The following is a 25,652-nucleotide window of genomic DNA, read 5'->3' on the forward strand; positions in this document are numbered from 1 at the left end:
CCCATGACCGCAACCATGGACAAGCCCGTCAAGGAACCCACGTTCCAGGGCGTCAGCGCTCGCCGGAAGGCGTCCAACCTCTCGGCGACGATCCTCGTCAGCCTCTCGGTGCTGGTGGCACTCGTCCCACTGATCTGGGTGCTCTACACGGTGATCTCTCGTGGACTGTCCGCGGTGGTCTCACCCACGTGGTGGCAGAACTCGCAGGCCGGCGTCACCCAGTTCATCGCAGGCGGCGGTGCGTACCACGCCATCGTCGGAACGCTCCTGCAAGGACTGTTCTGCGCCGCCATCTCCATCCCGATCGGCATCTTCGTAGCCATCTACCTCGTCGAGTACGGCGTGGGCACGCGACTGGCCCGAGTCACCACCTTCATGGTCGACATCCTCACCGGTGTGCCGTCCATCGTCGCTGCCCTGTTCATCTACGCGCTGTGGATCGCCACCTTCGGGTTCCAGCGCTCGGGCCTGGCCGTTGCCTTCGCCCTCGTGTTGCTGATGATCCCTGTGATCGTGCGCTCGGCCGAGGAAATGCTGCGCATCGTCCCTCAGGATCTGCGCGAGGCGTCCTACGCGCTCGGCGTGCCGAAGTGGAAGACCATCGCCAAGATCGTCATCCCCACGGCGCTGTCCGGCATCGTCACCGGCATCATGCTCGCCCTGGCCCGCGTGATGGGTGAGACGGCACCCGTGCTGATCCTGGTGGGATCTGCCACCGCCATCAACTTCAACATTTTCGAGGGGCCGCAGACGTCTCTGCCGCTCATGATGGTCGACCTGCAGAAAGCAGGAACCGGCGTGCTCACCGCTGAGCGCATGTGGGGAGCAGCCCTGACGCTGATCCTGATCGTCGCAATACTCAACATCGGCGCGAAGTTGGTCTCGAAGTTCTTCTCGCCCAAGAACTTCTGACCCACCCGACTCCAGCGAATCCTAAGGAACGAAGAACATGGCAAAGCGTCTCGATCTCAAGGACGTCAACATCTACTACGGCAAGTTCCATGCCGTCTCCGACGTCACTCTGGCCGTACCGCCGCGCAGCGTCACCGCGTTCATCGGACCGTCCGGCTGCGGTAAGTCGACCGTCCTGCGTTCGCTCAACCGCATGCACGAGGTGACCCCCGGTGCCCGCGTCGAAGGTTCGGTGCTGCTCGACGGCGAGGACATCTACGGCAGTGGCGTCGACCCGGTGGGTGTGCGCCGCACCATCGGCATGGTCTTCCAGCGCCCCAACCCCTTCCCGACGATGTCGATCCGCGACAACGTCGTCGCCGGCCTGAAGTTGCAGGGCGGCCGCGGCAAGAAGGAACTCGACGAGATCGCCGAGCGCTCGCTCAAGGGTGCCAACCTCTGGAACGAGGTCAAGGATCGCCTCGACAAGCCCGGTGGCGGCCTCTCCGGCGGACAGCAGCAGCGTCTGTGCATCGCTCGTGCTATCGCCGTCTCGCCCGACGTTCTGCTGATGGACGAGCCGTGCTCGGCTCTCGACCCCATCTCCACTCTCGCCATCGAGGACCTGATCCAGGAACTCAAGCAGGACTTCACGATCGTGATCGTCACGCACAACATGCAGCAGGCCGCACGGGTGAGCGATCAGACCGGCTTCTTCAACCTCGAGGCGACCGGCAAGCCCGGCAAGCTCATCGAGATCGACGACACCGAGAAGATCTTCTCCAATCCGACGCAGAAGGCCACCGAGGACTACATCTCCGGCCGCTTCGGATAACCACACACGATCGCGAGAACCCCCGTCGAGCGAAAGCTCGGCGGGGGTTCTTTCGTTCGTGTCTGCGCTCGGTGATTCGATGCGGCTGGTGACTCCTCAACGAAAGCCGAGTAGCGCTGCAGCGCAGCGCCACTCGGTCTCGGCGAGGGTGGGTACTACGAAGTGGGGATGTTGTTGTGGCTCAGGTCGAGCGGCAGCTCACCGGTCACCAGGAAGATCACTCGACGGCCGACCTCGACAGCGTGATCGGCGAAGCGCTCGTAGAAGCGGCCCAGCAGAGTCACGTCCACCGCAGCAGCGACGCCGTGGCTCCACTCGCGGTCCATCAGCACCGTGAAGAGGTGACGGTGCAGATCGTCCATCGCCTCGTCCTCCTCCTGCAGCTTCGCAGCGCGCTCGGGATCGCGGGTCTCGAGGACCTCACGGGCCGAAGCGCCGATCTGAACGGCGAGGCGACCCATCTCGGCGAAGTACCCGTTGACGACCTCGGGGAGAGCATGGTTCGGGTGCCTGCGACGAGTGATCTTGGCGACGTGCAGTGCGAGTGCGCCCATGCGATCGATGTCGGCGACGATCTGAATGCCGGCCACCACCGAACGGAGGTCGCCTGCGACCGGAGCCTGCAGGGCGAGAAGGGTGAAGGCCTTCTCCTCGCACACCGCACTGAGCTCGGTGATCCTGTCGTGTTCGGAAATGACCTGCTCGGCGAGCACCAGGTCTGCTTGAAGGAGGGACTGCGTGGCCTTTTCCATGGCCGCACCAGCCAGGCTCGCCATCTCTCCGAGGAGATCGGCAAGCTCGTTCATCTGTTCGTTGTAGGCGACGCGCATGAGCGAAGTTTAGTGGGTCACACCGACCAGTTCCCTGTCCCGAGGGTTAACGGAGCATGAATGAACTCAGGCGCACGTGTCGTCGGCGGCGTTGGTGTACGAGAGATCCTCCGGAAGGGGCGCACTCTGGGTGGTGCCCTCGACCTGAGTGGGATCGATTTGGGTGCCGAATGCCGTCGGAAACTGGGTGTATCCGGGATAGTTCGAGCCGAGCACCACCTCGACGACGTTGTTCAGGCTCGGTGCCAGCTCGATGGCCGCGCCTGGTATCGCCGACGCGACGGTCGCCGCAGCAGCCTCCTGATCCTGGGAGTAGCGCACCACGGTCTGGGCCGCGGTGCCCGAGAAGTTGCCGACCGTCAGGATCTGGAAGCCGTAGACCGCGAGTTCGTCGGATGCCGTCTGAGCCATCCCGGCGATGTCGGATGCGTTGGACACCTGCAGGGAGACAGTTGCTGGATCGACGGCCAACAGCGGCGCGTCGGGTACGGCGGCAGGTGCGGGCTCTTCGGGTGTCACCGGCTCCGCGCGTTCCTCACCGGGCAACGGAGCGTCGTCGATGATGGCCTGGAAGATCGCACCGATCGCGTCGTCGTTGGGGATCTCGTTGCCGTAGTCGTTGGTGCCGGTGGTGGGAATGGTCAGGAAGGTCACCGCACCGGCGTCCACGTTCTGCAGCGAGCGCCCCAGCGTCACCAGGTCCTGAGTCTTGACGTTCTCCACGAAGGTGTCCGAGGTGAACGCGTTGACGAATCCGTTGAGCTTGCCGGGATCGAGCAGCACGTTGTTCGAGAGCGCGGACCTCAGAAGCGACGACAGGAAACGCTGCTGTCGCTTGATGCGGCCGTAGTCGCCGTTGCCCTCGGACTCGACGTTGCGCGCTCGAACGTAGTTCAGTGCGGTGCGGCCGTCGATGCGCTGTGTTCCGACGTTGGGGAGGACGTCACCCAATTCGTAATCGATCAGCGGCTGCGCGGTGCAGACCTCGACACCACCGACCTCGTCGACCATGGACTCGAATCCGGCGAAGTCCATCCCGACGAAGTGTCCGATACGCAGGCCCGAGATCTTCTGGATGGTCTTGACCAGACATTTGGGGCCGCCGAGAGCATAGGTGGCGTTGAGCTTGTCGCCGTATGCCTCGGGGAACATCTCTCCGGTGTAGGTATTGGTGTCGTTGTCGAACGCCTCGCATTCCGGCCGCGTCACATCGAGATCACGGGGAAACGAGACGGCGACGACGCGGCTGCGGTCGGCCGGGATGTTGACGAGCATGACCGTGTCCGAACGGGCTCCCTCGGCGTCGGCGACGGTGCCGGCACCCACCTCGCCGCTGGCCCCGGTGCGGGTGTCGGTGCCCACGATCAGATACGTCTCGTCGCCGTATTGGCCTTCGGCGTCGACGACGTCGGTCGAATCGGGATCGAGGGCGGCGACCTGGAGAAATCCCTGATCGGTGTTGCGGAGGTATCCCCACACCACTCCGGTCAAGGCCACCGCCAGAATCGCGACGAGGGAGACCAGGCTTCGGCCGATCATCCGGACTCGACGGCGTCGGCGCACCCGGCTCATGGCCAACCGTGTCAGGGCCGGGCGATCCGTTGCGGGCGCACCCACCGGTTCCGGTGCCGCGTGCGGCGGCGGAGTCGGCGGCACTGCTCGGGCAGGTGGGGGAGTGGAATCGGTGATGGGGGCGATGACCTCGGTCGGCTCTTCGACCTCGGGACGGTCGTCCGGCGCCCGCCGAGTCGATCCCGAGCGCGACATCTTGTCCACCAACTCGGCGACCGAGACGGTGTCGGCGTTACGCGGCGATCGTTTGCCGAGCCTGCCGCTGTCCTCGGGCTGAGGCGGTTGCTCCTCGTCCGGTGTTGCGGGGCCTTCGGAGTGAGGTGGACGCTGCCCCGACCGTCCGCTTGCGCCGGTTTGTCTGATTGAGGACAGCGGGCGCTCCCATGGGGCGCGACCCTCGGGCACCGACGGGCCCGACTCTCGATCGTCTCCCACGAATTCGAACCTGGCCTTCCATCACACGCACGCGCCGCCTGCTCGGCAATCCCAGCCATAGTACTGACTCGAGCGGCATGGTCCACTCGAGCGAGGTGGGCGGCTGGTCAGGTGCGAATCAGCCGCCGGAATGCATCAGGTCGGCACCGGTGGGGACGCAGACGTCCTCGGGATCGTCGAGCCAACCGTCGGGCAGCGACACCGCGCCCGGTGAGCCCTGTCGACCACGGGGGCCTTCGGCGTCCTTGGGAAACGGAACGGTCGGATCGAGTTGCGCCAGTAGGTCGTCCAGCTCGGTCAGGGTCGAGACCAATGCCATCGAGACCCGGAGGTCGGATCCGGCCGGGAATCCGCGCAGGTACCAGGAGACGTGCTTGCGTAGTTCTCGCAGGCCCTTCTTCTCGCCGTGATGCTCGGCGAGCAACTCGGCATGCCGAGCGATGATGGTGGCCACCTCGCCGAGGGTGGGTGGAGTGGGTTCGGGCCGACCGTTGAGGCGGGCGCTGAGTTCGGCGAACAGCCAGGGCCGACCGAGGCAACCCCGCCCGACGACGACGCCGTCGCACCCGGTCTCCGCCATCATGCGGACCGCGTCGGACGCGGAGAAGATGTCGCCGTTGCCCAGGACCGGGATGCCGGAGACATGTTCCTTGAGTCGAGCGATCTCGTTCCAGTCGGCGGTTCCGGAGTAACGCTGCGAGGCGGTTCGGGCGTGCAGAGCCACCGCCGCTGCGCCCTCGCCTGCGGCGATTCGTCCTGCATCGAGATGAGTGTGGTGGTTCTCGTCGATGCCGACGCGGAACTTGACGGTGACGGGAATGTCGGTGCCCTCGGTCGCCTTGACGGCAGCAGCGACTATGCGGCCGAACAGGTTTCGCTTGTAGGGCAGTGCGGCACCGCCGCCTTTTCGGGTGACCTTCGGAACCGGGCAGCCGAAGTTCATGTCTATGTGGTCGGCCAGGTCGTCGTCGACGATCATCTTCGCGGCGGCGTACGTGGTGTCCGGATCGACGGTGTAGAGCTGCAGCGACCGTGGAGTTTCGGTGGGGCCGAACGTCGTCATGTGCATCGTGGCCGGCTGCCGTTCGACGAGCGCTCGCGCTGTGACCATCTCGCAGACGTACAGACCCGAGGTGCTACCGGCCCGCTCCAACTCCTGCTCCCGGCACAGGGTGCGGAACGCCACGTTGGTGACGCCGGCCATCGGTGCGAGGACGACGGGGCTGCGCAACTCCAGCGAGCCGATCTGCAGTGTCATGAGGGAAGCCTTTGGAACGGAGGGAACGTGATCATGGTGACATCGGTGGGCCGGGGGCAGCGGTCGGACGACAGATGCCGGAAAACAGTGGTGCCCGGCACCGAAGTCGGTACCGGGCACACCAGCCGATCTGAGCTTACGACGCGCGTGCTTCGGCCTTCGCGCGTTCGCGGGCGAGGGACCGATCGCGCATCTCCTCGAACTTGGTGGCCTGCCGCTCGAGGTCTTCGAGGAATGCGGCGAGTTCTTCGCGCTTGTTCTCCCCGCGTGCGGTGAAGTCGTTGCGCTCGAACACGCTCCACTTGCGCAGGACCGGCCAGACGACGTCCTCGAGGTGCTGACGCAGGTCGTAGATGCCGTGCTTGGCCATCAGCACACCGTTGCGGCGGAAGTTCGGCATCCCGGCACCGGGCATGACGAAGTTCATGACGATGTCCGAGACAGCCTGCAACGTCTGATCGGGCGAGATGTCCATCGCTGCGCCGGTGATGTTGCGGTAGAAGATCATGTGCAGGTTCTCGTCGGCGGCGATGCGCTGGAGCATCCGGTCGGCGATCGGATCGTCGCAGACCTTGCCGGTGTTGCGGTGTGAGACGCGGGTGGCGAGTTCCTGGAAGGTCACGTAGGCGACCGAGTGCAGCAGACCCGTCTGCGATCCTGCCGGTGAGGCGAAGCCGTTGGTCATGTGGATCATGCGGGCTTCTTCGAGGGCGACGGGATCGACGCCGCGGGTGACGACGAGGTAGTCGCGCATGACGATGCCGTGGCGGTTCTCCTCGGCGGTCCAGCGGCCGACCCAGGTTCCCCAGGCACCGTCCTGGGAGAAGTTCTCGGCGATCTCACGGTGGTAGGACGGCAGGTTGTCCTCGGTGAGCAGGTTGGTGATCATCGCGGCCTGTGCGACGTCGGAGAGCTTGGACTGCTCCGGGTCGTAGTCCTGGCCGCCGAGTGCGGCGAAGTTGCGACCTTCGTCCCACGGAACGTAGTCGTGAGGGTGCCACTCCCGCGCCATCGAGATGTGACGGTTCACATTGTCCTCGGCAGTGGGCACCAGCTCTTGCAGAAGCTCGAGCTGTGTCAGATCCCTCGCCATTAGATCGCCTCCATAGATTGCGTACGACCGGTCCAGCTTACGGCACCGTAGGTTCGGTGTGAACCGTGTCGAGCCTGTTCACTTGCTGTTCCGGCGGTCGTGATGTTCGGTGTCGATCGACGCGATGTGCCCCCGGAGCGTCGATCCTCCGACCGGCTTCCGCGAGTTCACGACCGCTGCAGTTCCCCCTGCACGTCGCTCGGCCTCGGCCGATCGTTACGTCCGAGTGTACGTTCCGGACAGGTGTGATCACTGTTACCCGGACGGTGTGTGGTGCCCCCAGTAGGACTCGAACCTACGACCTGCGGATTAAAAGTCCGTAGCTCTACCAACTGAGCTATAGGGGCGCGGCTCGAAAGTGTAATGGGCCGCGCGGTGCCGACGGGCAGTACCCCCGGCAGTGGTGTCGACCGGGGTCAGCGTCCGAAGCTGCTGCATCCGCTCGGCACCGGAATGCCGGCCAGTCGGTCGTCGATCCAGGCGTACGCGCCCGGGATGCCGCTGAAAGCGACGATCAGGTGCTCGCCGAGATACTCCTCGAGTCTGACGCTCGCACCCTGCGCGCACCATTCGTCGTAGAGGGTCTCGGCTCCCTGTCGTGGAATCCAGAACTCCTGTTGTCCCTGGTAGATCATCGTGGGGATGGTGGGGGCGAGGTCGCCGCCGAGGCGGGTCGCGGCGATGACGCTCTCGGCGATCTCGGTGCGGTCGACGTCGGGGATGTCCGAGAGCGCCTGCGCGGGGATCGGGGCCACCAGTCCACCGGGGGCGAGCAAGCTGACGCACATATCCTTGGCGACGGTGGCCAGGCGCAGTCCGTTGGCGTTCATCAGCGAGAACAGTTCGGGGTACTCGCGGGCCACTCCGAGTGCTGCGGACAGGAAGAGCGTCGACGCCGCAGTTCCGTTCATCGACGTCAGCAGAATCCGGTAATCGGTCGGCGGACCACCGAACGCCGCGCCGACCAGATTGACGTCGGGCGCGTACGAGGGGGCCAATTGCGCCGCCCATCCTGTGGCGATCGCCCCACCCGAATACCCCGTGACAGCGATGGGAGACGACGCGGGCAAACCGAGCTCGGGTAGCCGGACCATCGCTCGGAGGGCATCGAGTACCGCGTGCGCGGCCATGCGTCCGGCGGCGTACGCCTGCCGTGGCCCCTCGTGATCGGTGACGACGACGGCGTAGTTCTTGGCCAGGAAGGCCTGCACTGCCGGGATCTCCCGGGCCAACCCGCGCGGGAGCAGCCAGGACGGTGCGCACGTGTTGCCGAGTGAGTTGATGGCCATGTTGTACGCCACGACGGGCCGGCTTCCGGGTCCGGTCCACGGTGCGGTCGGCACGATCACGGTGGTGGCCGCAGCAACGGGCCGGTCCTTGGAGTCATTGGTACGAAACAGGATCTGCGTCGACGTGACCGGCGTGAACAGCGGCCCGACGGTCACCTGTCGGGTTGCCAGCACCGACCCGGGAGGTCGTTGTTCGTAGCCTGAGGGCGGATCGAACCAGGGCTCGCCGAGTGGGGTGGGTAGGTAGAGAGCTGGATCGGCGACGGGTGCCACGAAGTTGCCCAGCGGGTCTGCGGTCGTCGTTCCGGTCGTCGAGAGCGTGAGTACGGCCACCGCCATCACTGTCGTGATGGAACGAAATGCGCAGATCGATACCTTCATGGCATTCACTCGTCTCGAATCGGCCGATCTCCCCCTGTGGTGTATTTCACAGTAAGTCAGCGCAGGCGCCAGCTCGGTCGAAGACCGTGAACGTGTCGGAAACGTTACCGAGCAGTCTTTCTCATATCGATTACCGTGCAATTGATTTGACCGAATGCGTTCGGCTACGACGACGTATTCGTTTGTTGGGCAGTAGATTTGAAATGCTAACGAGCAAGGCGAAGCAGTTCGTGCTCGAGATCCGTTACCGTGAAATGTAATTCGGTTTTCAACCGAAAGTTGTCCGTGCTCCCGGAGCGGCGTGGGCGACGCGTCGACCGTTCGGTTCGTGGGGAACGGGCGGTGTCGCGGGCACCGCCGAAAGCGACTGGGTCGGCGTGTGGTTCGGCGCGGGGAGGGGCGCAGAAGTGCGGCTCGAGTGCGCACCCCCTGCAGCGCACTCGAGCCGCGCAGATCATACCATTCGGCTTGTTTCGGTTGCCTAACCGATTTTTCTGTCGGGTGTATGTGTCGAAGCGAACCGTAGGTGAGTCGACTCGTATGTCGTTCGGGTGAAGTACTCTCTATCTGTACTACCTGCGGATACGCAGGGCGCTTGGGGCTCGGAGGCACGGAATACATGGCACAACAAGAGCGCGCACGGCGGACCCGGGCGGCCATCGTGGAGGCGGCGGCGGCGGAATTCGCCAAACGCGGATACGCAGCTGCATCCGTCAACACCATCTTGGAGGGCTCCAATGCCACCAAGGGCGCGATGTATTTCCATTTCCAGTCCAAGGAAGATCTGGCCCGGGCTGTGCTCGCTGCCGGACTGGATCGGTACGTCGCCATCACGGAGAAGTGGGCCGACACCACTGCGCATCCGTTCTACGTCATCCGCGGGATCGTGGACGACATCGCACAGAACTTCCAGAACGACGTGATCGTGCGCGCGGAGTTCCGGCTGATAGTCGAGCCGGAGTTCTACGCGGAGGTCCATTCGGGCGGCGGTCGAGTCTGGGGCGCTCAGGGGCTCGCGCAGGCCGAGCGTGCTCTGGCGATGGGTGACCTGAAGCCGGAGTTCGACGCGACCAAGTTCGTGCGAGTGCTCGCAGCGTCGATGGCGGGTCAGCGCTACATGTCGGATCTGGTGGCCGACAACGCAGATCTGCGCGAGCGGTTCGAAGAATCCGTCGAGGTCGTGCTGCTAGCGATGGCGTCGGAGCGTTGGCTCGCCGAGTTCAAACTGCACGGGTGGGATCACTACAGTGAAAACTGCGCAAAAACCGCCTCTGACCTGCCGGTTTGAGATTTACAGCGAAAGTGTCCTAAGCTATCCCAGCTCCCAACGGAACGCCGTTGAGGGTAACGTCGAAGCAGTTCGGCGGGCCCCCTTCGTCTAGCGGCCTAGGACGCCGCCCTTTCAAGGCGGTAGCGCGGGTTCGAATCCCGTAGGGGGTACGTAGGAAGAGATCGGTTTGACAACCCGGTCGGCAGTACAGCATTCTTCGTCTCGCTCTCCGCGAGGTGCGGATTTGCAGTTCGGAGAGTTTCTACGCTAGAAATAGCGCGGCAACAACAGCAAGGCCCTGTGGCGCAGTTGGTTAGCGCGCCGCCCTGTCACGGCGGAGGTCGCGGGTTCGAGTCCCGTCAGGGTCGCAACATCGATACGAGAGTATCGGCATTGCGATGGCATTGTAGTACCGGTGCCGCCCGGCCAGGTAGCTCAGTTGGTACGAGCGTCCGCCTGAAAAGCGGAAGGTCGCCGGTTCGATCCCGGCCCTGGCCACCACGGTGTGGATCGACGAGCACATGTATCGACAAGCACGATGAAAGCCCCTTCCGGTACTCCGGCAGGGGCTTTTTCGCGTCCACGAGTTATTGTCGACGCGTGGACGTGATCGATCGAGCGCAGGAGGATCTGGCGCGCGGAGACAGCATCGCTGCCAGGGATCGACTGGTCGGCGCATTGGTCCGAAACCCGACATCGCCCGGCATTCTCGAATTGCTCGCGTACACGTATCTGGTACTCGGCGATCGTGCGGCGGCCGGAGCGGCATGGTTTCTCACCGACAAGTCCGACGACGATCCGACGGCGTCCGCTGCGTTCGCCGCACTGGAGAAGCAGTACAGATCGCCTCTGATGATGGCGCGGGCCCTTCCCATCCACGCGCCGTCCGATTGGTACCCCACCCGTGCGCGGATTCGGCTCGAACGGCTCGGGGCCGCGATCGAAGCCAACGGACAACAGTGGGTGCCGCCGCGAGACGTCGTCTATTTCGACGAGGACGGGCTGAACTCGGACGACTTCTACGACTCCGATCTCGATGCCGACGATGACGACTTCGCCGGCGCTCGTGCGGGGGCGAGCTACCGCACGGTGCGACAGCGAGCCATAGCGGCGACCATCGTGATCGCTATCGCCGCCACCTCGGCGTCCGTGGTCCTGGCGCTCGTCTTCGGCTGACCCGGTTCACGAACGAAGCGTTCGACGCCGAGCGTAGAGTCGCGAAAGAATTTCCGGCCGACGATCGAGGGTGACGAGTTCCATGGGCACAGCGAACGGCGCGGCGTCACCGGCTCCGCGAGACGACAACTATGCCGTCAACCTCGAGCAGGCGAAGGTGTTCGCGAGAGGACTGGCCGAACACATCGAGACGTGTTCGGCCTCCATCGAACTGGCGCAGTCCAAGGCATTTCGAGCTCGCGCGGATCGCGCCGAATCCAAGGCCCGAGCATTCGAGTCCGAGGCGTCGGCGCTCCGCACCGAGCTGTACGAAATGTACCGACACATCGATGCGATGACGGCGCGCTTTCCCGAGCTACGCAGCGATCCATCCGTTCGCGGCTGACTCCCGGGTTCGATCAGACAGCTGCGGAATCGGTGACCATACCGAAGGTCGTCTCCGCGCCTCGACGGCCGAGTGCCGAGCCCCACACCTCGTACACCGCATCGGTTGCGGAGGATCGCTCGATGTCGCGGCCCTCCGCGACGGTGATGAGTGTGCGAGAGAGCTCGAACAGACTGACCCGGTGATTTCTCGCGGTCGTGAACAGCTCGTCGATGGCGTCGGCGACGGAGCCGCCGTGGATCCCGATGAGCACGCCGGTTGCGATGTCCACGTGGGTGCGGGATGCAGGCGATTCGGGCAGTCTGTCGGTCATCATTTTCCTCGAGATGGTGTGGTCGGTGCGGATGACCGAAGCGGTTCCTGGGGTCGAGCGGGCTTCACTGTCTCACACGGACATGACATTTCATACCGTCGGTTTCGCCCGCACGTGCATCCGCTCGCCCTGGGGTCCGAACAAGCTCAGAAGCTCGACCGGCCGGTCTCCGACGGCTCCGAACCAGTGCGGCACACGAGTGTCGAATTCGGCTGCCTCACCGGCCTTCATCGTCAGATCGTGCTCGCCGAGAATCAGCCGCAGGGTGCCGTCGAGGACGTAGAACCACTCGTACCCCTCGTGGGTTCGGGGACGCGGCTCCGAGCTCTCCGGGCGGATCAGAAGCTTGTACGCCTGCAGGCCGCCGGGACGCAGCGTCAAGGGAAGGATCGTCACATGCTCGCGAACGGTGGCCGTGGTGCGCACCCGAGGGTCCGCCACGGGAGGCGCAGTCACCAGATCGTCGAGTTTCATCTGATGGGCCCGAGCGATGGGCCACAGCAACTCGAGGCTGGGCTTGCGGTCACCGGACTCGAGCCGTGACAGTGTGCTGATCGAAATTCCCGTGGTGTCCGACAGCGACGCCAGGGTGGTGTTCTTCTCCATCCTGATGCGCTTGAGGCGGGGACCGAGGCCTGCGATGACCTCGTCCAGACCCTTGTTCGTGTCGTCCATGACACCATTGCAGTTTCGGCAATCGAATTTGTCAACCTGGGAAACAGAGGCGACCGAAAACCGCCCGTGGGCGCAGCGGGCGGCACATAATCGATCGATGACGGGTCGTTCGGGGACCACATACCGCAGTGGCATGATTCGCGATGCCTACGGCAGCCCCGCATCCGAGGCATTCATGGTCGTGGCCATCGCGACCATTCTGATCACCAGGGCATACCTGGAGTTGACTCACTATCCCCAGGTAGGCGGAAAGTCGCTGCACATCGCTCATGCCCTGTACGGCGGAGCGGCGATGATGCTCGCGCTGCTGATCGGGTGGATGTTCATCGGGTTCGGCGTTCGGGTGTTCACCGTGCTGCTCGGTGGGATCGGATTCGGGTTGTTCCTCGACGAAGTCGGCAAATTCGTCACCAAGGACAACGACTATTTCTACGGACCCTCGTCGGAGATCATGTACGTCCTGGTGGTCCTGCTGTTGGTGTTCAGCAGGATCGTCCGGGAGTTCCGCCGGCCCTCGGTCGACGAATCGCTGGCCAATGCGGCTGCGATCGCCGCCGATGGCGTCGCGCACGGACTGCCCGAGCATCGGCGCGACTGGGCGCTACGAATGCTCGCGCGCGCCGAGGCCGAGGGGGCCGACGCGGACACCGTGGCCGGGATCGGACTGTTGCTCGGTCGCTGTCGTTCGTCGACGTCGCGGACCCACTCGCTGTGGAACTTCGTTCCCCGGCTGATCCCCGCCTTCTTCACCAGCCCCCGGTGGATTCCCTTCGTCGGCTGGGGACTGGTTCTGCTCTCCGGGGCCGGAGTGGTGTTCGGAATCGTCGAACTCGTGATCGGGGACCTGGACATCGATCGGCGCGACCTGACGATCGACATCGACGGCATGGGAATTGCCAGCGGGATCCTGTTCGTCAGTGCCTGTCTCACCTTCGCCACGGCGCTGCCGGCGATGCTGCGGTTACGCCCGGAAGGCCCGCTCTGGCCTCTGCGCATCCTCCGCGTGTCCGCGTTGATATTCACTCTGCTCAACGCCCTCGTGGACTTCGCTCAGGAAGGATTTGCCGCGCTGTTCAACGTTGCGATCGGATTGTTCGCGCTCGCAGTCATTTCGCATCGCATCACGGTCCGTACCGCCGAGATCGCCGACGTCACGGCCGAATCTGCTGCATCGCAGGTGGTTCGAGACTCCGATCGCTCTCGAACCGTCGAACCAGGCCGCTGAGCGGATCGACGAACTCGATCGAACGGGCCAACAGGCGGAGGGGGTCGGAGTAATCGTCGTCGGCGACATCGCGGAACGCCGGGTAGAAATTGTCGCCGACGATCGGAATTCCCAACGAGCACATGTGAACTCGAAGTTGGTGGGTCTTTCCGGTTCGCGGATGCAATCGGTACAGGCCGTGGGTTCCGAGCGTGTCGACGAGTTCCACGAAAGTGTCCGCGTTGGGCTCGCCGGGTACCTCACGAGCCTGAAGGACGCCGCGTTCCTTGATGATTCGGCTGCGTACGGTCAGCGGAAAGTCCAGGTCCTGGGCGAGTGGGGCGATGGCGTCGTACTGCTTGGTGATCGCGCGTTGAGCGAACAACTCCTGGTACGGCCGCCGAGCCTGCTGCCTGACGGTGAACACCAGAACACCGGCGGTGAGTCGGTCCAGGCGATGCGCCGGACTCAGTTCGGGCAGGTCGAACCGGCGTCGGAGCAGGACGAGGGCAGATCGCGCGACGTAGGCGCCGCGTGGGGTGGTGGCCAGGAAGTGCGGCTTGTCGACGACGAGCAGGTTCTCGTCCTGATGGACAACGTCGAGGGAGAACGGCACCGTCGGCTCCACGGGTGGATCGCGGTAGAGATAGATGTCCGATCGCGGTCTCGCGACCGTCGTCGAGTCGATGGGTACGCCTGCCGCGTCGACGATCTCGCCGCCGGCGACCTTCTCGGTCAGCCTGGCTGCGTCCTGGGGGAACCGGGCGCGCAGATGCTCGAGCACGGTCACCCCGGTTGCACTGTCCGGCATTCGCACCCGGGTGGGGTCGAGACCGTCGCGCAACGGCAGGGGAGCGGCGGGCATGTATCGACTCTAACCGCTCGAGCATGGAAACACCCCGGTCGGAAATTCCGACCGGAGTGTGGACTGCGGTAGAACCTTTCGGGTCCGACTCAGATGGTGACGACCATCTTGCCGGTGTTCTCACCCTTCATCAGTCCGATGAACGCCGACGGAGCATTCTCCAGACCGTCGACGACTGTCTCGTCGAATTCGATTGCGCCACTGTCCAACCACTGGGTCATCTTCGTGCGGAATTCCTCGGTGAGGTGCGCGTAAGAACCGACGATGAATCCCTTGAGCGTCAGCTCCTTGCCGATGGCCAGAGCGAGATTGCGTGGTGCGGGAGTGGGCTCGGTGGAGTTGTACTGAGCGATGGCTCCGCACATGGCAATTCGGCCGTACTTGTTCATCGAACCGATGGCAGCTTCGAGATGCTCGCCGCCGACGTTGTCGAAGTACACATCGATGCCGTCGGGTGCCGCCTTGCGGAGCTGCTCGGCGACCGGGCCGTCGTGGTAATCGAATGCCGCGTCGAAACCGAGCTCGAGCAAGCGAGCCACCTTGGCGGGGGAGCCCGCACTGCCGATGACCCGAGATGCGCCGAGCGCCTTGGCGATCTGGCCGACGAGCGATCCGACGGCACCGGCTGCGCCGGACACGAACACGACGTCGCCTTCCTTGAACGACGCGACGTCGGTCAGGCCCGCATACGCCGTCGTGCCGGTCATTCCGAGTGCGCTGAGGTATGCCGAGGCCTTCGCGGCGTCGAGGTCGACCTTGCTTGCGCCCTTCGCCGGGACGACGGCGAGATCGCGCCACCCCTTGCCGTGCAGAACGGCGTCGCCGACAGCGAAGCCCTCGGCCTTGGACTCCACGACCTCGCCGACTGCGCCGCCGTCGAGCGGAGCGTCGAGCTGGAACGGTGGGACGTACGACTTGACGTCGTTCATCCGGCCGCGCATGTACGGATCGACCGACATCACGATGTTGCGGACGAGGATCTGCCCGTCGGCGAGCTCGGGGAGATCGACGACCTCCGCGCGAAAGTTGTCCTCCGTCGGCCAGCCTTGTGGGCGGGACGCGAGGTGAATTTCGTGTGCCTTCATGGTGATGAGTCCTTACTCGTCTTCGGTGACGGTGACGGTGACGTCGATGTTGCCGCGGGTGGCGTTGGAGTACGGGCACACCTGGTGGGCCTTGTCGGCCAATGCCTGTGCGTTCTCGCGGCTCAGGTTCGGCAGCGTCACCTCGAGGGTGACGGCGAGCTGGAAGCCGCCAGCGTCGTTGGGGCCGATGTCGACACGAGCGCCGACGGCCGAATCGGTGACGTCGGCCTTGTCCTGACGTGCCACCATCTGCAGTGCGGAGTGGAAGCATGCGGCGTAGCCGGCGGCGAAGAGCTGCTCGGGGTTGGTGCCGTTGCCGCTGCCGCCCATGGCCTCGGGGATGGCGAGATCGAGATCGAGGCGTCCGTCGGAAGTGCGGGCGTGGCCGTTTCGGCCTTCACCGGTGGCCAGTGCCTCGGCGGTGTAGATCGTCTTCATGATGCTCCTTCTGTCTTGCCGGAATCGGTGTGATGCAGAGCGCTCGTCAATGCGTCGAGCGACTCCTTGAGCTTGACGAGATCGTCGACGTTCATGCCGGTCTTCTCGGCGAGCTTGCGTGGAATGTCGAGTGCCTTCGTGCGCATGGCACTTCCGGCCTCGGTCAGGTGGATCTCGACGCGACGTTCGTCGGTGCTCAGGCGTCGGCGCTCGATGAATCCGAGGCCTTCGAGCCGCTTGAGCATCGGCGACAGAGTGCCGGTGTCGAGATCGAGCTCGGCGCAGATGTCCTTGACGCCGCGCCCGTCCTGTTCCCACAGCACCAGCAGCACGAGGTACTGCGGGTAGGTGACGCCGAGCTCGTCGAGCATCGGGCGATACACCGCGGTGGTAGCCCGCGAAGCGGAATACAACGCGAAGCACACCTGACGGTCGAGTGCGAGTTCGTTGGTCACGTCAAGAACAGTAGTGCACGGTTTAGTTGTGCGCAACCTACTTGTCCGATGTGAGCGGAATCTCGTAGCCTGCTACGAGATGCCGTGCACATGAGGGTCAGTTCTGCAGAGCGTTCTTCAGTCCGTCGAGCACGATGGTTGCCGCCGTCGGGCCTGCGTTGAGGTACCACGGATCGTCGTCTACTCGGACGATGTGGTTCTCGGTGGCCGCGCTCATTCCGGTCCACAGCGGGTTGGTGGTGTACGACGCGGCGCTCGAATCGGCTTCGGCGTCCTGGCTGGAGACGAACACCCAGTCCGCGTTCGCCAGTTGAATTTCTTCCTCGCTGAAGTCCTGCGAGGTCTTGTCGAACTGCTGGCTTTCCGGTCGGGCCAGTCCGGCGTCCCAGGCGATGTATCCGGCGAACGACGGGACGCCGAACACGCGTGCCCGGTCGGCGGTGAAGCGGACGAACGAGACCGTGGGTGCGCCACCGCTCGCGAACGAATCACCCAGTGCCGCAGCATCGGAGGTGAAGGTGTCGACGAAGCTCTGTGCCTGCTCGGTACGGCCCAACGCGTCGGCGAGAAGCAGGAAGTCCTGTTTCCAGTTCACTCCGGTGCCCTCGGTGAGTACGGTCGGCGCGATGGTCGACAGCGTCGAGTAGATGTCCTCGGAACCGGCCTCGTTCGCCAGGATGAGGTCGGGTTCGATGGCGGCGATGGCCTCGATGTCGACCTCTTGCCGGTTGCCGACGTCGACGAACCGGTCCATCCGGTCCGCGTACTGCGGGAACGAGAAGCTGATGTAGTCCGGGACCAGAGCGGCACCGTCTCCGTAGGCGACTCCGGTGGGTACGACGCCCAGAGTGAGGGCTGCGTCGAGTTGGCCGGTGGCGATGACGACGATCTTCTTCGGTTCGGCGGGGATTTCGGTGGAGCCGCCGAAGTGGCCGACCGTGCGGGGGAACACTCCGTCCGCGGCACCCGAACCCATCCCGTCGGGGATGCCGGTGGGGCCGGGTGCGTCCGTGGCACTGTCGTCGGCGGTGGCCGAGGCCGTACTGGTGGAGGGACCGGCCGTCTGCTCGGCGGTGCCCCCGCAGGCGACGGTGGTCAGTGCGGTGACCGCGGCGATCGTGGTGGCCACGAGTAGACGTTTCACTTCGTTCTCTTTCACAGGGCGGGCGTAAGCAGGTAACGCTAGCCTAATCCTGATCGGGCTGAGGTCCGCGATTCGTTCATCTGCTACGGTGCTTTTCATGCAGCGCACGTATTTCTGGTTTAGCAGGCCGGCCCCGGGTGGGTCAGCCAGCGACGCCATGCGCTGACCCTCCACCCCACGAGCCGGATACAGACCGGCTCGAAGTGCGTGTGGAGCATGAGGAGCCGGCCTGGGAACAGGAACGACCCGTCATGACACTCTCTCTCGACACCCCACCTCTCGATGATCAGCGGACCATCAGCATCAGTCCGCTGGTTGCTCCGTCGGTGCTGCGCCGCGACCATGCAGTGGACGACGCCATCTCTGCCACCGTCAGAAGCGGCCGCGCCGGCGTGGTCGACGTGCTGGACGGCCGTGACGATCGACTGATCGTCGTCGTCGGCCCGTGCTCGGTGCACGACACCGATGCTGCCCTCGACTACGCCCGACGCCTCGCGGCCAAGGCGTCCGAACTGGGCGATCGCCTGCACATCGTCATGCGGGTCTACTTCGAGAAGCCGAGGACGACGCTCGGGTGGAAAGGATTGATCAACGATCCGCACCTCGACGGCAGCTTCGACATCAATGCCGGCCTGCGCGTGGGACGTCAACTGCTGCTGGATATTTCCGCGCTCGGCCTGCCGGTCGGGTGCGAGTTCCTCGACCCGATCACCCCGCAGTACATCGCAGACCTGGTCAGCTACGGCGCAATCGGTGCGCGGACTGCGGCCAGTCAGGTGCATCGCCAGCTGTGCAGTGCGTTGTCGATGCCGGTAGGGATCAAGAACTCCACCGAGGGCGACATCCAGGTCGCGGTCGACGGTACCCGCGCTGCCGCCGCGAGCCACGTCTTCCCCGGCACCGACCTCGACGGCCAGGCGGCTCTGATCCGCACCGTAGGAAACCCGGACTGTCACGTCATTCTGCGCGGCGGCGTCGACGGGCCGAACTACGATGCCGAATCGGTCGCCGATACCGTTGCACGCCTGCGTAAGTCGGGCCTACCGGAGCGAGTCGTCATCGACGCCAGCCACGGCAACAGCCGCAAGGACCACAACAAGCAGGTCGACGTGGTCACCGACGTGGCAGCACGGGTCGCGGCAGGCGAACACGGCATCGTAGGTCTGATGCTCGAGAGCTTCCTGGTCGCGGGGCGTCAGGATCTCGAGCTGGGCCACCGTGACGATCTGGTGTACGGGCAGTCGATCACCGACGCCTGCCTCGACTGGACCACCACGGCAACGCAATTGGACACACTTGCGTCCGCGGTGGAGAAGCGCCGGGCCTCGCGCTAGCGGACCCCGCGCGGTCGGAACTGCACGCTGATGCGTGGGCCGGTCGCGCGGGTGGACTTGGGTACGGCATGTTCCCAGGTTCGTTGACACGAGCCACCCATCACCACCAGGTCGCCGTGACCGAGCGTGAACTTCAACGACGTTCCACCGCCGCGCGGTCGGAGCATGAGTTGCCGTGAGGCACCGAGGGATACGATCGCAACCATGGTGTCCTCGGTGGCGCTGCGACCGATGTTGTCACCGTGCCAGGCGACGCTGTCGGATCCGTCGCGGTAGTAGCACAGTCCGGCGGTGGCGAACGATTCTCCGAGTTCGGCGCGGTAGTGCTCGTCGAGGGCATCGCGCGCGTCGTACAGTGCGGCGTCGGGCCACCGCTCGCGCTCGGCGTAGAACCGAACCAGGCGCGGGACATCGACCACGCGGTCGTACATCTGCCTGCGCTCGGCCCGCCACTCGACGGAGTCCACCAGTGAATCGAACAGGTGGGTATCGGACAACCAACCCGGCCGAACGTCCACCCACGCCCCGCGTGTGAGTTCGCGACGGGTGACGGACTCGAGCGACCCGACGCCACCGTCGGCGTCACCGAACAACGAGCCCTGCATGGCGAGCGACATGACCGTCACTGTATCGAACGTGTGTTCCCATTTCCAGTGTGCGGCGGTACCGTGCCGTCATGGGATATCGATTTCAGGTGGTCGTCGACAGTGCGAACCCGCATGCACTGGCGAAGTGGTGGGCGCAGACGCTGGGTTGGCAGTCCGAACCCAGCAACGAGGACTTCATTCGCGAGATGGTCGCCGCGGGGCATGCGCGCGAGGAGGACACGACCACTTTCGAGGGTGTTCTCGTGTGGCAGGCGGGCGCGGGAATCACCGATCCCGAGTCGCCCGACAGCCCGCGGGTGCTGTTCCAATCGGTGGCCGAGCCGAAGTCGGTGAAGAATCGGCTGCACCTCGACATCCGCGTCGGCGACGAGCGTGAATCGATGGTCACACAACTGGAAGCACGGGGCGCGTCGGTACTGCATCGAGGACATCAGGGCCCCAGTGTCTGGATCACCATGACCGATCCCGAGGGCAACGAGTTCTGCGTCAGCTGAGACGGTACGAGCCGGGGGTCTGGCCGGTCCATCGCTTGAAGGCTCGACGGAAGGCGCTGGGCTCGGAGAACCCCAACCTGGTCGAGATGTCGTCGACGCTGTCTCCGCGGCTCAAACCGGAAATCGCTGCATCGCGCAGCACTTCTTCTCGCAGTTGGTTGATGGAGGTGCCCTCCTGTCGGAGAATTCGGCGCAGGTGTGGCGGGCTGATGTTCAGCATCGCCGCGATTTCGTCGGTTCCCGGTGCGCCACCTTTGAATCCGGTTTCCAGGGCACGGCGAACCTGGCTCGACGCAGTGCTGTCGTAATCTCGGGACGAGAACAGCAGATTGGGCGACTCCGCGAGATACTCCGCCAGAGTCGCCTCGGTCTGCACGATCGGTGCCCGCATCACCGCGCTGTCGAATTCCAGTGTGGCGAGCTCGGTTCCGAACTCCACGTGGGTTCCGAAGATGGCGTCGTACATCTTTCCCGCCTCGGGGCCCGGTAGCGGGTAGGGCAGTTGCACCGACAGAAGCTTGACCCGGTTGCCGATGAGCCACGCCGCGAATCGGTGCAGCAGGATCAGCAGGAAGTCGGTCAGCAGTCGCTCGGCGAGTTCGTTGCCTTCCGGGCTCAGGTGGGTGGTGGGAGTGACGTGCACCGTCAGGACCGTGGATTCTTCGGTTCGATCGATCGTCATGGGGCGTACCGGTATCAGTACCCGCATGGTCTCGGACATTCGAATCAGTGCAGCCTGCAGGTTCTCGGTGTGTATCAGGGTCTGGCACACCACGCGAAAGCTCCCGCGCCGCACCGGTACTGCAGCGAGACCGAACAGTTCGTCGCCGGTCATCGTCCAGACCGCCTGGGTGAATGCGGTGACCTGCCGGGTGGTCAGACGCTCGGCCGGATTGTCGAGGATGGTGGATCCGATGCCGGCCATCGACAGCGGGTAGGTCAGGTCGACTCCGCTCCTCGTCGCGAGGTCGACGGCCTGCCTGACGAAGTAGGCCGGGATCGTCGGTTGCGCAGTCACAACTTTCGTAGCCTCTCGGCCGCGTCGGCGAGAACCTCGTCCTGCTTGCAGAAAGCGAAGCGCACCAACGACTTCCATGGAGCCGGCTCGTCGACGAACGCCGTGACCGGAACCGCCGCGACGCCCACCAGATCCGGCAGGGAGCGGCAGAACTCGTAGGCGTCACCGCGTCCGATCGGTGCGATGTCGGCACAGACGAAATACGTTCCTGCGCTGTACTTCACATCGGCACCTGTCGCTGCGAGAGCGGCCGAGAGTGTGTCTCGCTTGCGTTGCAGGCCGTCGCGCATCTGCGCTATCCACGCCTGCTCGTGCTCGAGCGCGTAGGCGACGGCCGGTTGGAAGGGAGTGCCGCCGACGAAGGTCATGAACTGTTTGGCCGCGCGGACGGCGTCGATCAATTCGGCAGGCCCCAGCGCCCAGCCCGTCTTCCATCCGGTGGCGTTGAAGGTTTTGGCGGCACTCGACACCGTGACGGTGCGCTCGAACATCCCGGGCAGTGTCGCGATCGGCGTGTGCACCGTGCCGTCGAAGGTGAGGTGCTCGTAGACCTCGTCGGTGAGGACCAGCAGATCGTGGGTGACGGCGATGTCGGCGATGCGGATCGTGGTGTCCCGGTCGAAGACCGTGCCGGTGGGGTTGTGCGGGGAATTGACGATCAGCATGCGCGTGCGGGGCCCGATGGCGCGTTCGAGGGCGTCGGTGTCGACGGTCCATCCGTTGCCGTCGGACACCAGTGGCACCGCGGTTCGAGTGGCACCGGCTAGTGCGATGGCGGCCGCGTAGGAGTCGTAGAACGGTTCGATCAGCAGGACGTCGTCACCTGACTCGATCAGGCCGAGAAGTGTCGCCGAGATCGCCTCGGTGGCACCGACGGTGACGAGTATCTGCGAATCGGGGTCGTAGCGCAGACCGAATCGGGCCGCCCTGTCGTCGGCGATGGCTGCCCGCAGCACCGGCATGCCAGGGCCGGGGGAGTACTGGTTGAGGCCGCTCGCGATGGCCTCACGCGCGGTCTCGAGCATGGCTGGTGGGCCGTCGGTGTCGGGGAAGCCCTGCCCGAGGTTGACGGCCTTCTTCTCGACGGCGAGTGCGGTCATCTCGGCGAAGATCGTCGACGCGAACGGGCGCAACCGTGCCACTGTGCGCGAGGGGAACAACTCGGACATTCCTGCAGCGTAGTTCACAGACGGGAACCGGTCTTTCGCCCTGCGTCTGTACTGTGCCTGTCATGCGATTCGGATTGTTCGTGCCACAGGGGTGGCGTCTCGATCTCGTCGGCATCGACCCTGCCCAGCACTGGAGTGCGATGCGCGATCACGCGCTCGCTGCCGAGGCCGGTTTGTGGGAATCCCTGTGGGTCTACGACCACTTCCACACCGTTCCCACCGCGACCGACGAGGCGACGCACGAGGCCTGGTCGCTGATGTCCGCTCTGGCCGCGACCACCTCGCGAATCCGGCTCGGCCAGATGTGCACCGCGATGTCGTACCGCAACCCGGCATACCTCGCCAAAGTTGCTGCCACAGTCGACATCATCTCCGGAGGCCGCGTCGAGATGGGCATCGGAGGCGGCTGGCACGAGCACGAGTTCCGCGCCTACGGCTATGGGTTCCCCTCTGCCGGAGAGCGATTGGGCAGGCTCGACGAGGGCGTGCAGATCTTCAAACAGGCATGGACGGCCGGAGAGGTCTTCCTGGACGGTAAGTACTACGAGATCGACGGTGCCGTGGTGCGGCCCCTGCCGTTGCAGGAGGGAGGCATCCCGCTGTGGATCGCGGGCGGCGGAGAGAAGGTGACTCTGAAGATCGCCGCGAAGTACGCGAACTACACCAACTTCGACGGAACCCCCACCGGTTTCGCCGCCAAATCCGCTCTGCTGCGCGAGCATTGCGCAGCGGTGGGTACCGACTTCGATGCCATCGTCCGGTCGGCGAACTACAACGTCGTCGTCGCGGAGACCGAGGCCGAGGTGGAAGACAAGCTGCGCGCCCTCGAGGCTCGTCTGACCGAGTACGTGGGTGCGGACAAGGCCCACAGCGCACTCGACGCGTACCGCGGCATGCCCGCAGTGGGAACTCCTGAGCAGATCGTGGAGAACCTGACGGCGCTGCAGGAACAAGGGATGACGTACGGCATCTTCTACTTCCCCGAAGCGGCCTACGAACGCTCCGGTATCGAACTCTTCGAGCGGGACGTGATCGCTGCACTGGCCTAGTGGGTCGCTGCAGGCTCTAGCGCAGGTCGTCGGGAAGATCCGCCGGGTCGATGAGCAGCTGCTGGTTCTTGGCCGTGCGGACCTTCTCCGACAGGCCGATGTTGGCGTGCAGCAACGCCCACTCGCCCTCGGTGATCTTCTCGACGGCGCGCGTGATGACCGCCGGATCGGTGGTTCCCCAGGCGATGGGCATCACCGAGGCCAACTGCCACGCTCGCCCTCCGGTGTTTCGGCCACGGTCCGCGAGAACCGACACGGCAGGGACCTGTGCGCCCCGCTCGACGGCGTGTCCGGGCAGGGCCCGGACGACGCGGGTGATCAGCACGTAATGCGGCTCGTCCACCTCGGGCTTCGCGATGTCGACCAGGGCCAGCAGTATCGCTCCACCCGGTAACTTCTCGGCCACCACCGCCGGCACCAGATCGCCTGCGGCATATTGCGATTCGATGGAACCCATCTTTCGGGGTGCCCACAGCATCACCCAGACCGAGGTGGCTGCGCCGATCAGGAACACCGCGCCGAGGATGTACGACCACGGGGCGGCGATCCAGACGAACCACGCTCCCAGTGCGATGAGGAACACGGCGGTGAGCGCTGCGGAGGCCCGCAACCGGCGAAGCTCGGTGAACGTCTCGTTGACCGACTTCGCGTGGGCTACGTCTACAGGGAACTCGAACTTGCGCACACAGGTATTCCTAGCACGGCACCGAGCCGACCCGAAGTCTCAGATCGCCGGACCGAGCAGATCGTCCGCGTCGGTGATGCGGTACGCGTAGCCCTGTTCGGCGAGGAAGCGCTGACGGTGGGCTGCGTACTCGGCGTCGAGGGTGTCGCGGGAGACCACCGAGTAGAAGTGGGCCTGACCACCGTCGTGCTTCGGCCGGAGCAGTCGGCCCAGGCGCTGAGCCTCTTCCTGCCTGGAGCCGAACGTTCCCGAAACCTGGACTGCCACAGAGGCTTCCGGAAGGTCGATCGAGAAGTTCGCCACCTTGCTCACCACGAGCGTCTGGATCTCGCCCTTGCGGAACGCGTCGAACAGCACTTCACGTTCCTTGTTCTTGGTCGAGCCCTGAATGACCGGAGCGTTCAGCGCTTCACCGAGCTCGTTCAACTGGTCGAGGTAGGCACCGATGACCAGCGTCGGAGCATCCTGGTGTTTGGCGAGGATCGATTTCACGACGGCGATCTTCGTGTGCGCCGTCGAGCACAGCTTGTAGCGCTCCTCGGGCTCGGCCACGGCGTACGACATGCGCTCGGCATCGGTGAGGGTGACGCGAACCTCGATGCACTCGGCCGGCGCGATCCAGCCCTGCGCCTCGATGTCCTTCCACGGTGCGTCGTAGCGCTTGGGCCCGATCAGCGAGAAGACGTCGCCCTCGCGGCCATCCTCGCGGACGAGCGTCGCGGTGAGGCCGAGGCGTCGACGCGACTGCAGATCGGCTGTCATGCGGAACACCGGCGCGGGGAGCAGATGCACCTCGTCGTAGATCACCAATCCCCAGTCGCGGGAATCGAAGAGCTCGAGGTGCTTGTACTCACCCTTGGTACGACGCGTGATCACCTGGTACGTGGCGATTGTCACAGGGCGAATCTCCTTGCGCTCTCCCGAATACTCGCCGATCTCCTCCTCGGTGAGCGAGGTGCGTGCAATGAGTTCGCGCTTCCACTGGCGACCGGCGACGGTGTTGGTGACCAGAATCAGCGTGGTGGCCTTGGCTCTGGCCATAGCGGCCGCGCCGACCATCGTCTTGCCTGCGCCACAGGGCAGTACGACGACTCCCGAGCCGCCGGCCCAGAACGAATCTGCTGCCATCTCCTGGTAGTCGCGCAGCGTCCAGTTGCCGCCCTCGGTGTCGAGCTCGATGGGGTGAGCTTCGCCGTCGACGTAGCCGGCGAGGTCCTCGGCAGGCCAGCCGATCTTGAGCAACATCTGCTTCACGTGGCCGCGCTCGCTCGGATGCACGATCACCGTGTCCTCGTCGACCATCGCGCCGAGCATGGGCGCAATCTTCTTGTGGCGCATCACCTCTGTGAGCACCGCGCGGTCCAGGCTGATCAGCACCAGGCCGTGCACCGGGCTCTTGACCAACTGCAACCGGCCGTAGCGCGCCATCGTGTCGACGATGTCGACCAGCAACGGCTGCGGCACCGCGTAACGCGAGAAATTCACCAGCGCGTCGACCACCTGTTCGGCGTCGTGGCCCGCGGCGCGTGCGTTCCACAGTGCCAGCGGGGTGATGCGATAGGTGTGCACGTGCTCGGGGGCACGTTCGAGCTCCGCGAACGGTGCGATGGCCGCCCGCGCTGCACCCGCGAGTTCGTGATCGACCTCGAGCAACAGCGTTTTGTCGGACTGGACGATCAGCGGGCCGTCGGTCACGGTTCC

General features: G+C 64.8%; 26 protein-coding genes and 4 tRNA genes. 12 read left to right on the forward strand and 18 right to left on the reverse strand.

Annotation, left to right across the window (positions count from 1 at the left end; genetic code table 11):
• Nucleotides 1-3: 3 nt before the first annotated feature.
• Together pstA and pstB are read left to right on the forward strand one after the other, a co-directional pair.
• Complete coding sequence (gene pstA / locus R3P93_RS05245; protein ID WP_149405014.1) at nt 4-912, forward strand: phosphate ABC transporter permease PstA; 909 nt, start codon at nt 4-6, stop codon at nt 910-912.
• A 37-nt stretch (nt 913-949) separates the two neighbouring features.
• The gene (gene pstB, locus R3P93_RS05250) at nt 950-1,726 is read left to right on the forward strand and encodes a phosphate ABC transporter ATP-binding protein PstB (protein ID WP_032395896.1); all 777 of its coding nucleotides are present in this window, start codon (nt 950-952) and stop codon (nt 1,724-1,726) included.
• Nucleotides 1,727-1,881: 155 nt separating this feature from the next.
• Here pstB and phoU read toward each other — a convergent pair whose 3' ends face one another.
• The 6 genes from phoU to R3P93_RS05280 form a co-directional block, all read right to left on the reverse strand.
• On the reverse strand, nt 1,882-2,556 hold the full coding sequence (gene phoU, locus R3P93_RS05255; protein WP_317532554.1) for a phosphate signaling complex protein PhoU: 675 nt from the start codon (nt 2,554-2,556) through the stop codon (nt 1,882-1,884).
• A gap of 66 nt (nt 2,557-2,622) precedes the next feature.
• Nucleotides 2,623-4,563, reverse strand: a complete 1,941-nt coding sequence (locus tag R3P93_RS05260; protein ID WP_317532555.1) for an LCP family protein — start codon at nt 4,561-4,563, stop codon at nt 2,623-2,625.
• A gap of 118 nt (nt 4,564-4,681) precedes the next feature.
• Complete coding sequence (gene dusB / locus R3P93_RS05265) at nt 4,682-5,821, reverse strand: tRNA dihydrouridine synthase DusB (RefSeq protein WP_317532556.1); 1,140 nt, start codon at nt 5,819-5,821, stop codon at nt 4,682-4,684.
• A 136-nt stretch (nt 5,822-5,957) separates the two neighbouring features.
• A complete protein-coding gene (locus R3P93_RS05270; protein ID WP_317532557.1) occupies nt 5,958-6,914 on the reverse strand; it encodes an acyl-ACP desaturase in 957 nt (318 codons plus the stop codon).
• A 271-nt stretch (nt 6,915-7,185) separates the two neighbouring features.
• Nucleotides 7,186-7,261 (reverse strand) — tRNA-Lys (locus tag R3P93_RS05275).
• A 69-nt stretch (nt 7,262-7,330) separates the two neighbouring features.
• The gene (locus R3P93_RS05280) at nt 7,331-8,584 is read right to left on the reverse strand and encodes a lipase family protein (protein ID WP_317532558.1); all 1,254 of its coding nucleotides are present in this window, start codon (nt 8,582-8,584) and stop codon (nt 7,331-7,333) included.
• 619 nt (nt 8,585-9,203) lie between these two features.
• Here R3P93_RS05280 and R3P93_RS05285 point away from each other — a divergent pair.
• From R3P93_RS05285 to R3P93_RS05310, 6 genes are all read left to right on the forward strand, one after another.
• Nucleotides 9,204-9,872, forward strand: coding sequence for a TetR/AcrR family transcriptional regulator (locus R3P93_RS05285; protein ID WP_068047934.1), 669 nt, complete (start codon nt 9,204-9,206; stop codon nt 9,870-9,872).
• A 79-nt stretch (nt 9,873-9,951) separates the two neighbouring features.
• Nucleotides 9,952-10,024 (forward strand) — tRNA-Glu (locus R3P93_RS05290).
• A 124-nt stretch (nt 10,025-10,148) separates the two neighbouring features.
• Nucleotides 10,149-10,222 (forward strand) — tRNA-Asp (locus tag R3P93_RS05295).
• A 56-nt stretch (nt 10,223-10,278) separates the two neighbouring features.
• Nucleotides 10,279-10,355: transfer RNA gene (locus R3P93_RS05300), tRNA-Phe, on the forward strand.
• A 99-nt stretch (nt 10,356-10,454) separates the two neighbouring features.
• Complete coding sequence (locus R3P93_RS05305) at nt 10,455-11,030, forward strand: DUF6584 family protein (RefSeq protein WP_094671531.1); 576 nt, start codon at nt 10,455-10,457, stop codon at nt 11,028-11,030.
• Between the two features lie 82 nt (nt 11,031-11,112).
• The gene (locus R3P93_RS05310; protein ID WP_149405017.1) at nt 11,113-11,415 is read left to right on the forward strand and encodes a hypothetical protein; all 303 of its coding nucleotides are present in this window, start codon (nt 11,113-11,115) and stop codon (nt 11,413-11,415) included.
• Between the two features lie 13 nt (nt 11,416-11,428).
• Here R3P93_RS05310 and R3P93_RS05315 read toward each other — a convergent pair whose 3' ends face one another.
• Together R3P93_RS05315 and R3P93_RS05320 are read right to left on the reverse strand one after the other, a co-directional pair.
• Complete coding sequence (locus tag R3P93_RS05315; RefSeq protein ID WP_143536687.1) at nt 11,429-11,728, reverse strand: ANTAR domain-containing protein; 300 nt, start codon at nt 11,726-11,728, stop codon at nt 11,429-11,431.
• A 90-nt stretch (nt 11,729-11,818) separates the two neighbouring features.
• The gene (locus R3P93_RS05320) at nt 11,819-12,403 is read right to left on the reverse strand and encodes a helix-turn-helix domain-containing protein (protein ID WP_149405019.1); all 585 of its coding nucleotides are present in this window, start codon (nt 12,401-12,403) and stop codon (nt 11,819-11,821) included.
• A gap of 97 nt (nt 12,404-12,500) precedes the next feature.
• On the opposite strand from R3P93_RS05320, the gene R3P93_RS05325 reads away from it, so the two are divergent.
• A complete protein-coding gene (locus tag R3P93_RS05325; protein WP_317532559.1) occupies nt 12,501-13,628 on the forward strand; it encodes a hypothetical protein in 1,128 nt (375 codons plus the stop codon).
• On the opposite strand, the gene R3P93_RS05330 is transcribed toward R3P93_RS05325, so the two are convergent.
• The 5 genes from R3P93_RS05330 to R3P93_RS05350 form a co-directional block, all read right to left on the reverse strand.
• Nucleotides 13,555-14,472, reverse strand: coding sequence for a pseudouridine synthase (locus tag R3P93_RS05330; protein ID WP_317532560.1), 918 nt, complete (start codon nt 14,470-14,472; stop codon nt 13,555-13,557). The two genes, R3P93_RS05325 and R3P93_RS05330, sit on opposite strands and share 74 nt — an antisense overlap.
• 89 nt (nt 14,473-14,561) lie before the next feature.
• A complete protein-coding gene (locus tag R3P93_RS05335) occupies nt 14,562-15,557 on the reverse strand; it encodes an NADP-dependent oxidoreductase (protein WP_149405021.1) in 996 nt (331 codons plus the stop codon).
• Nucleotides 15,558-15,569: 12 nt separating this feature from the next.
• Entirely contained in the window at nt 15,570-15,995 is a 426-nt protein-coding gene (locus R3P93_RS05340; protein ID WP_027495882.1) for an organic hydroperoxide resistance protein, read from the reverse strand.
• The gene (locus R3P93_RS05345; protein WP_317532561.1) at nt 15,992-16,450 is read right to left on the reverse strand and encodes a MarR family winged helix-turn-helix transcriptional regulator; all 459 of its coding nucleotides are present in this window, start codon (nt 16,448-16,450) and stop codon (nt 15,992-15,994) included. Before R3P93_RS05345 ends, R3P93_RS05340 begins: the two co-directional genes overlap by 4 nt.
• Before the next feature lie 97 nt (nt 16,451-16,547).
• Complete coding sequence (locus R3P93_RS05350; protein WP_317532562.1) at nt 16,548-17,594, reverse strand: iron-siderophore ABC transporter substrate-binding protein; 1,047 nt, start codon at nt 17,592-17,594, stop codon at nt 16,548-16,550.
• A 251-nt stretch (nt 17,595-17,845) separates the two neighbouring features.
• On the opposite strand from R3P93_RS05350, the gene R3P93_RS05355 reads away from it, so the two are divergent.
• Nucleotides 17,846-18,928 carry a 3-deoxy-7-phosphoheptulonate synthase gene (locus R3P93_RS05355; protein ID WP_317532563.1) on the forward strand — a complete coding sequence of 361 codons (1,083 nt, stop codon included), beginning with the start codon at nt 17,846-17,848 and terminating at the stop codon, nt 18,926-18,928.
• Here R3P93_RS05355 and R3P93_RS05360 read toward each other — a convergent pair.
• On the reverse strand, nt 18,925-19,545 hold the full coding sequence (locus R3P93_RS05360; protein WP_317532564.1) for an alpha-ketoglutarate-dependent dioxygenase AlkB: 621 nt from the start codon (nt 19,543-19,545) through the stop codon (nt 18,925-18,927). The two genes, R3P93_RS05355 and R3P93_RS05360, sit on opposite strands and share 4 nt — an antisense overlap.
• A 59-nt stretch (nt 19,546-19,604) precedes the next feature.
• Here R3P93_RS05360 and R3P93_RS05365 point away from each other — a divergent pair, with 59 nt between their 5' ends.
• Nucleotides 19,605-20,030 (forward strand): VOC family protein, encoded by a 426-nt coding sequence (locus tag R3P93_RS05365; protein WP_317532565.1) that lies wholly within the window; start codon nt 19,605-19,607, stop codon nt 20,028-20,030.
• Here R3P93_RS05365 and R3P93_RS05370 read toward each other — a convergent pair.
• Complete coding sequence (locus R3P93_RS05370; RefSeq protein ID WP_317532566.1) at nt 20,023-21,048, reverse strand: AraC family transcriptional regulator; 1,026 nt, start codon at nt 21,046-21,048, stop codon at nt 20,023-20,025. The genes R3P93_RS05365 and R3P93_RS05370 overlap by 8 nt on opposite strands.
• A complete protein-coding gene (locus tag R3P93_RS05375) occupies nt 21,045-22,217 on the reverse strand; it encodes a pyridoxal phosphate-dependent aminotransferase (RefSeq protein WP_317532567.1) in 1,173 nt (390 codons plus the stop codon). The genes R3P93_RS05370 and R3P93_RS05375 overlap by 4 nt, the downstream gene beginning before the upstream one ends.
• A gap of 62 nt (nt 22,218-22,279) precedes the next feature.
• Here R3P93_RS05375 and R3P93_RS05380 point away from each other — a divergent pair, with 62 nt between their 5' ends.
• Entirely contained in the window at nt 22,280-23,266 is a 987-nt protein-coding gene (locus R3P93_RS05380) for an LLM class F420-dependent oxidoreductase (protein ID WP_317532568.1), read from the forward strand.
• Nucleotides 23,267-23,282: 16 nt separating this feature from the next.
• Here R3P93_RS05380 and R3P93_RS05385 read toward each other — a convergent pair whose 3' ends face one another.
• Together R3P93_RS05385 and R3P93_RS05390 are read right to left on the reverse strand one after the other, a co-directional pair.
• Nucleotides 23,283-23,951: a DUF3239 domain-containing protein gene (locus tag R3P93_RS05385; protein WP_317532569.1), complete on the reverse strand. Its 669-nt coding sequence runs from the start codon at nt 23,949-23,951 to the stop codon at nt 23,283-23,285.
• A gap of 39 nt (nt 23,952-23,990) precedes the next feature.
• Complete coding sequence (locus R3P93_RS05390; protein ID WP_094639782.1) at nt 23,991-25,646, reverse strand: DNA repair helicase XPB; 1,656 nt, start codon at nt 25,644-25,646, stop codon at nt 23,991-23,993.
• Between the last annotated feature and the right edge of the window lie 6 nt (nt 25,647-25,652).

Source organism: Rhodococcus cerastii (genome assembly GCF_033042195.1).
Taxonomy (GTDB): Bacteria; Actinomycetota; Actinomycetes; order Mycobacteriales; family Mycobacteriaceae; genus Rhodococcoides.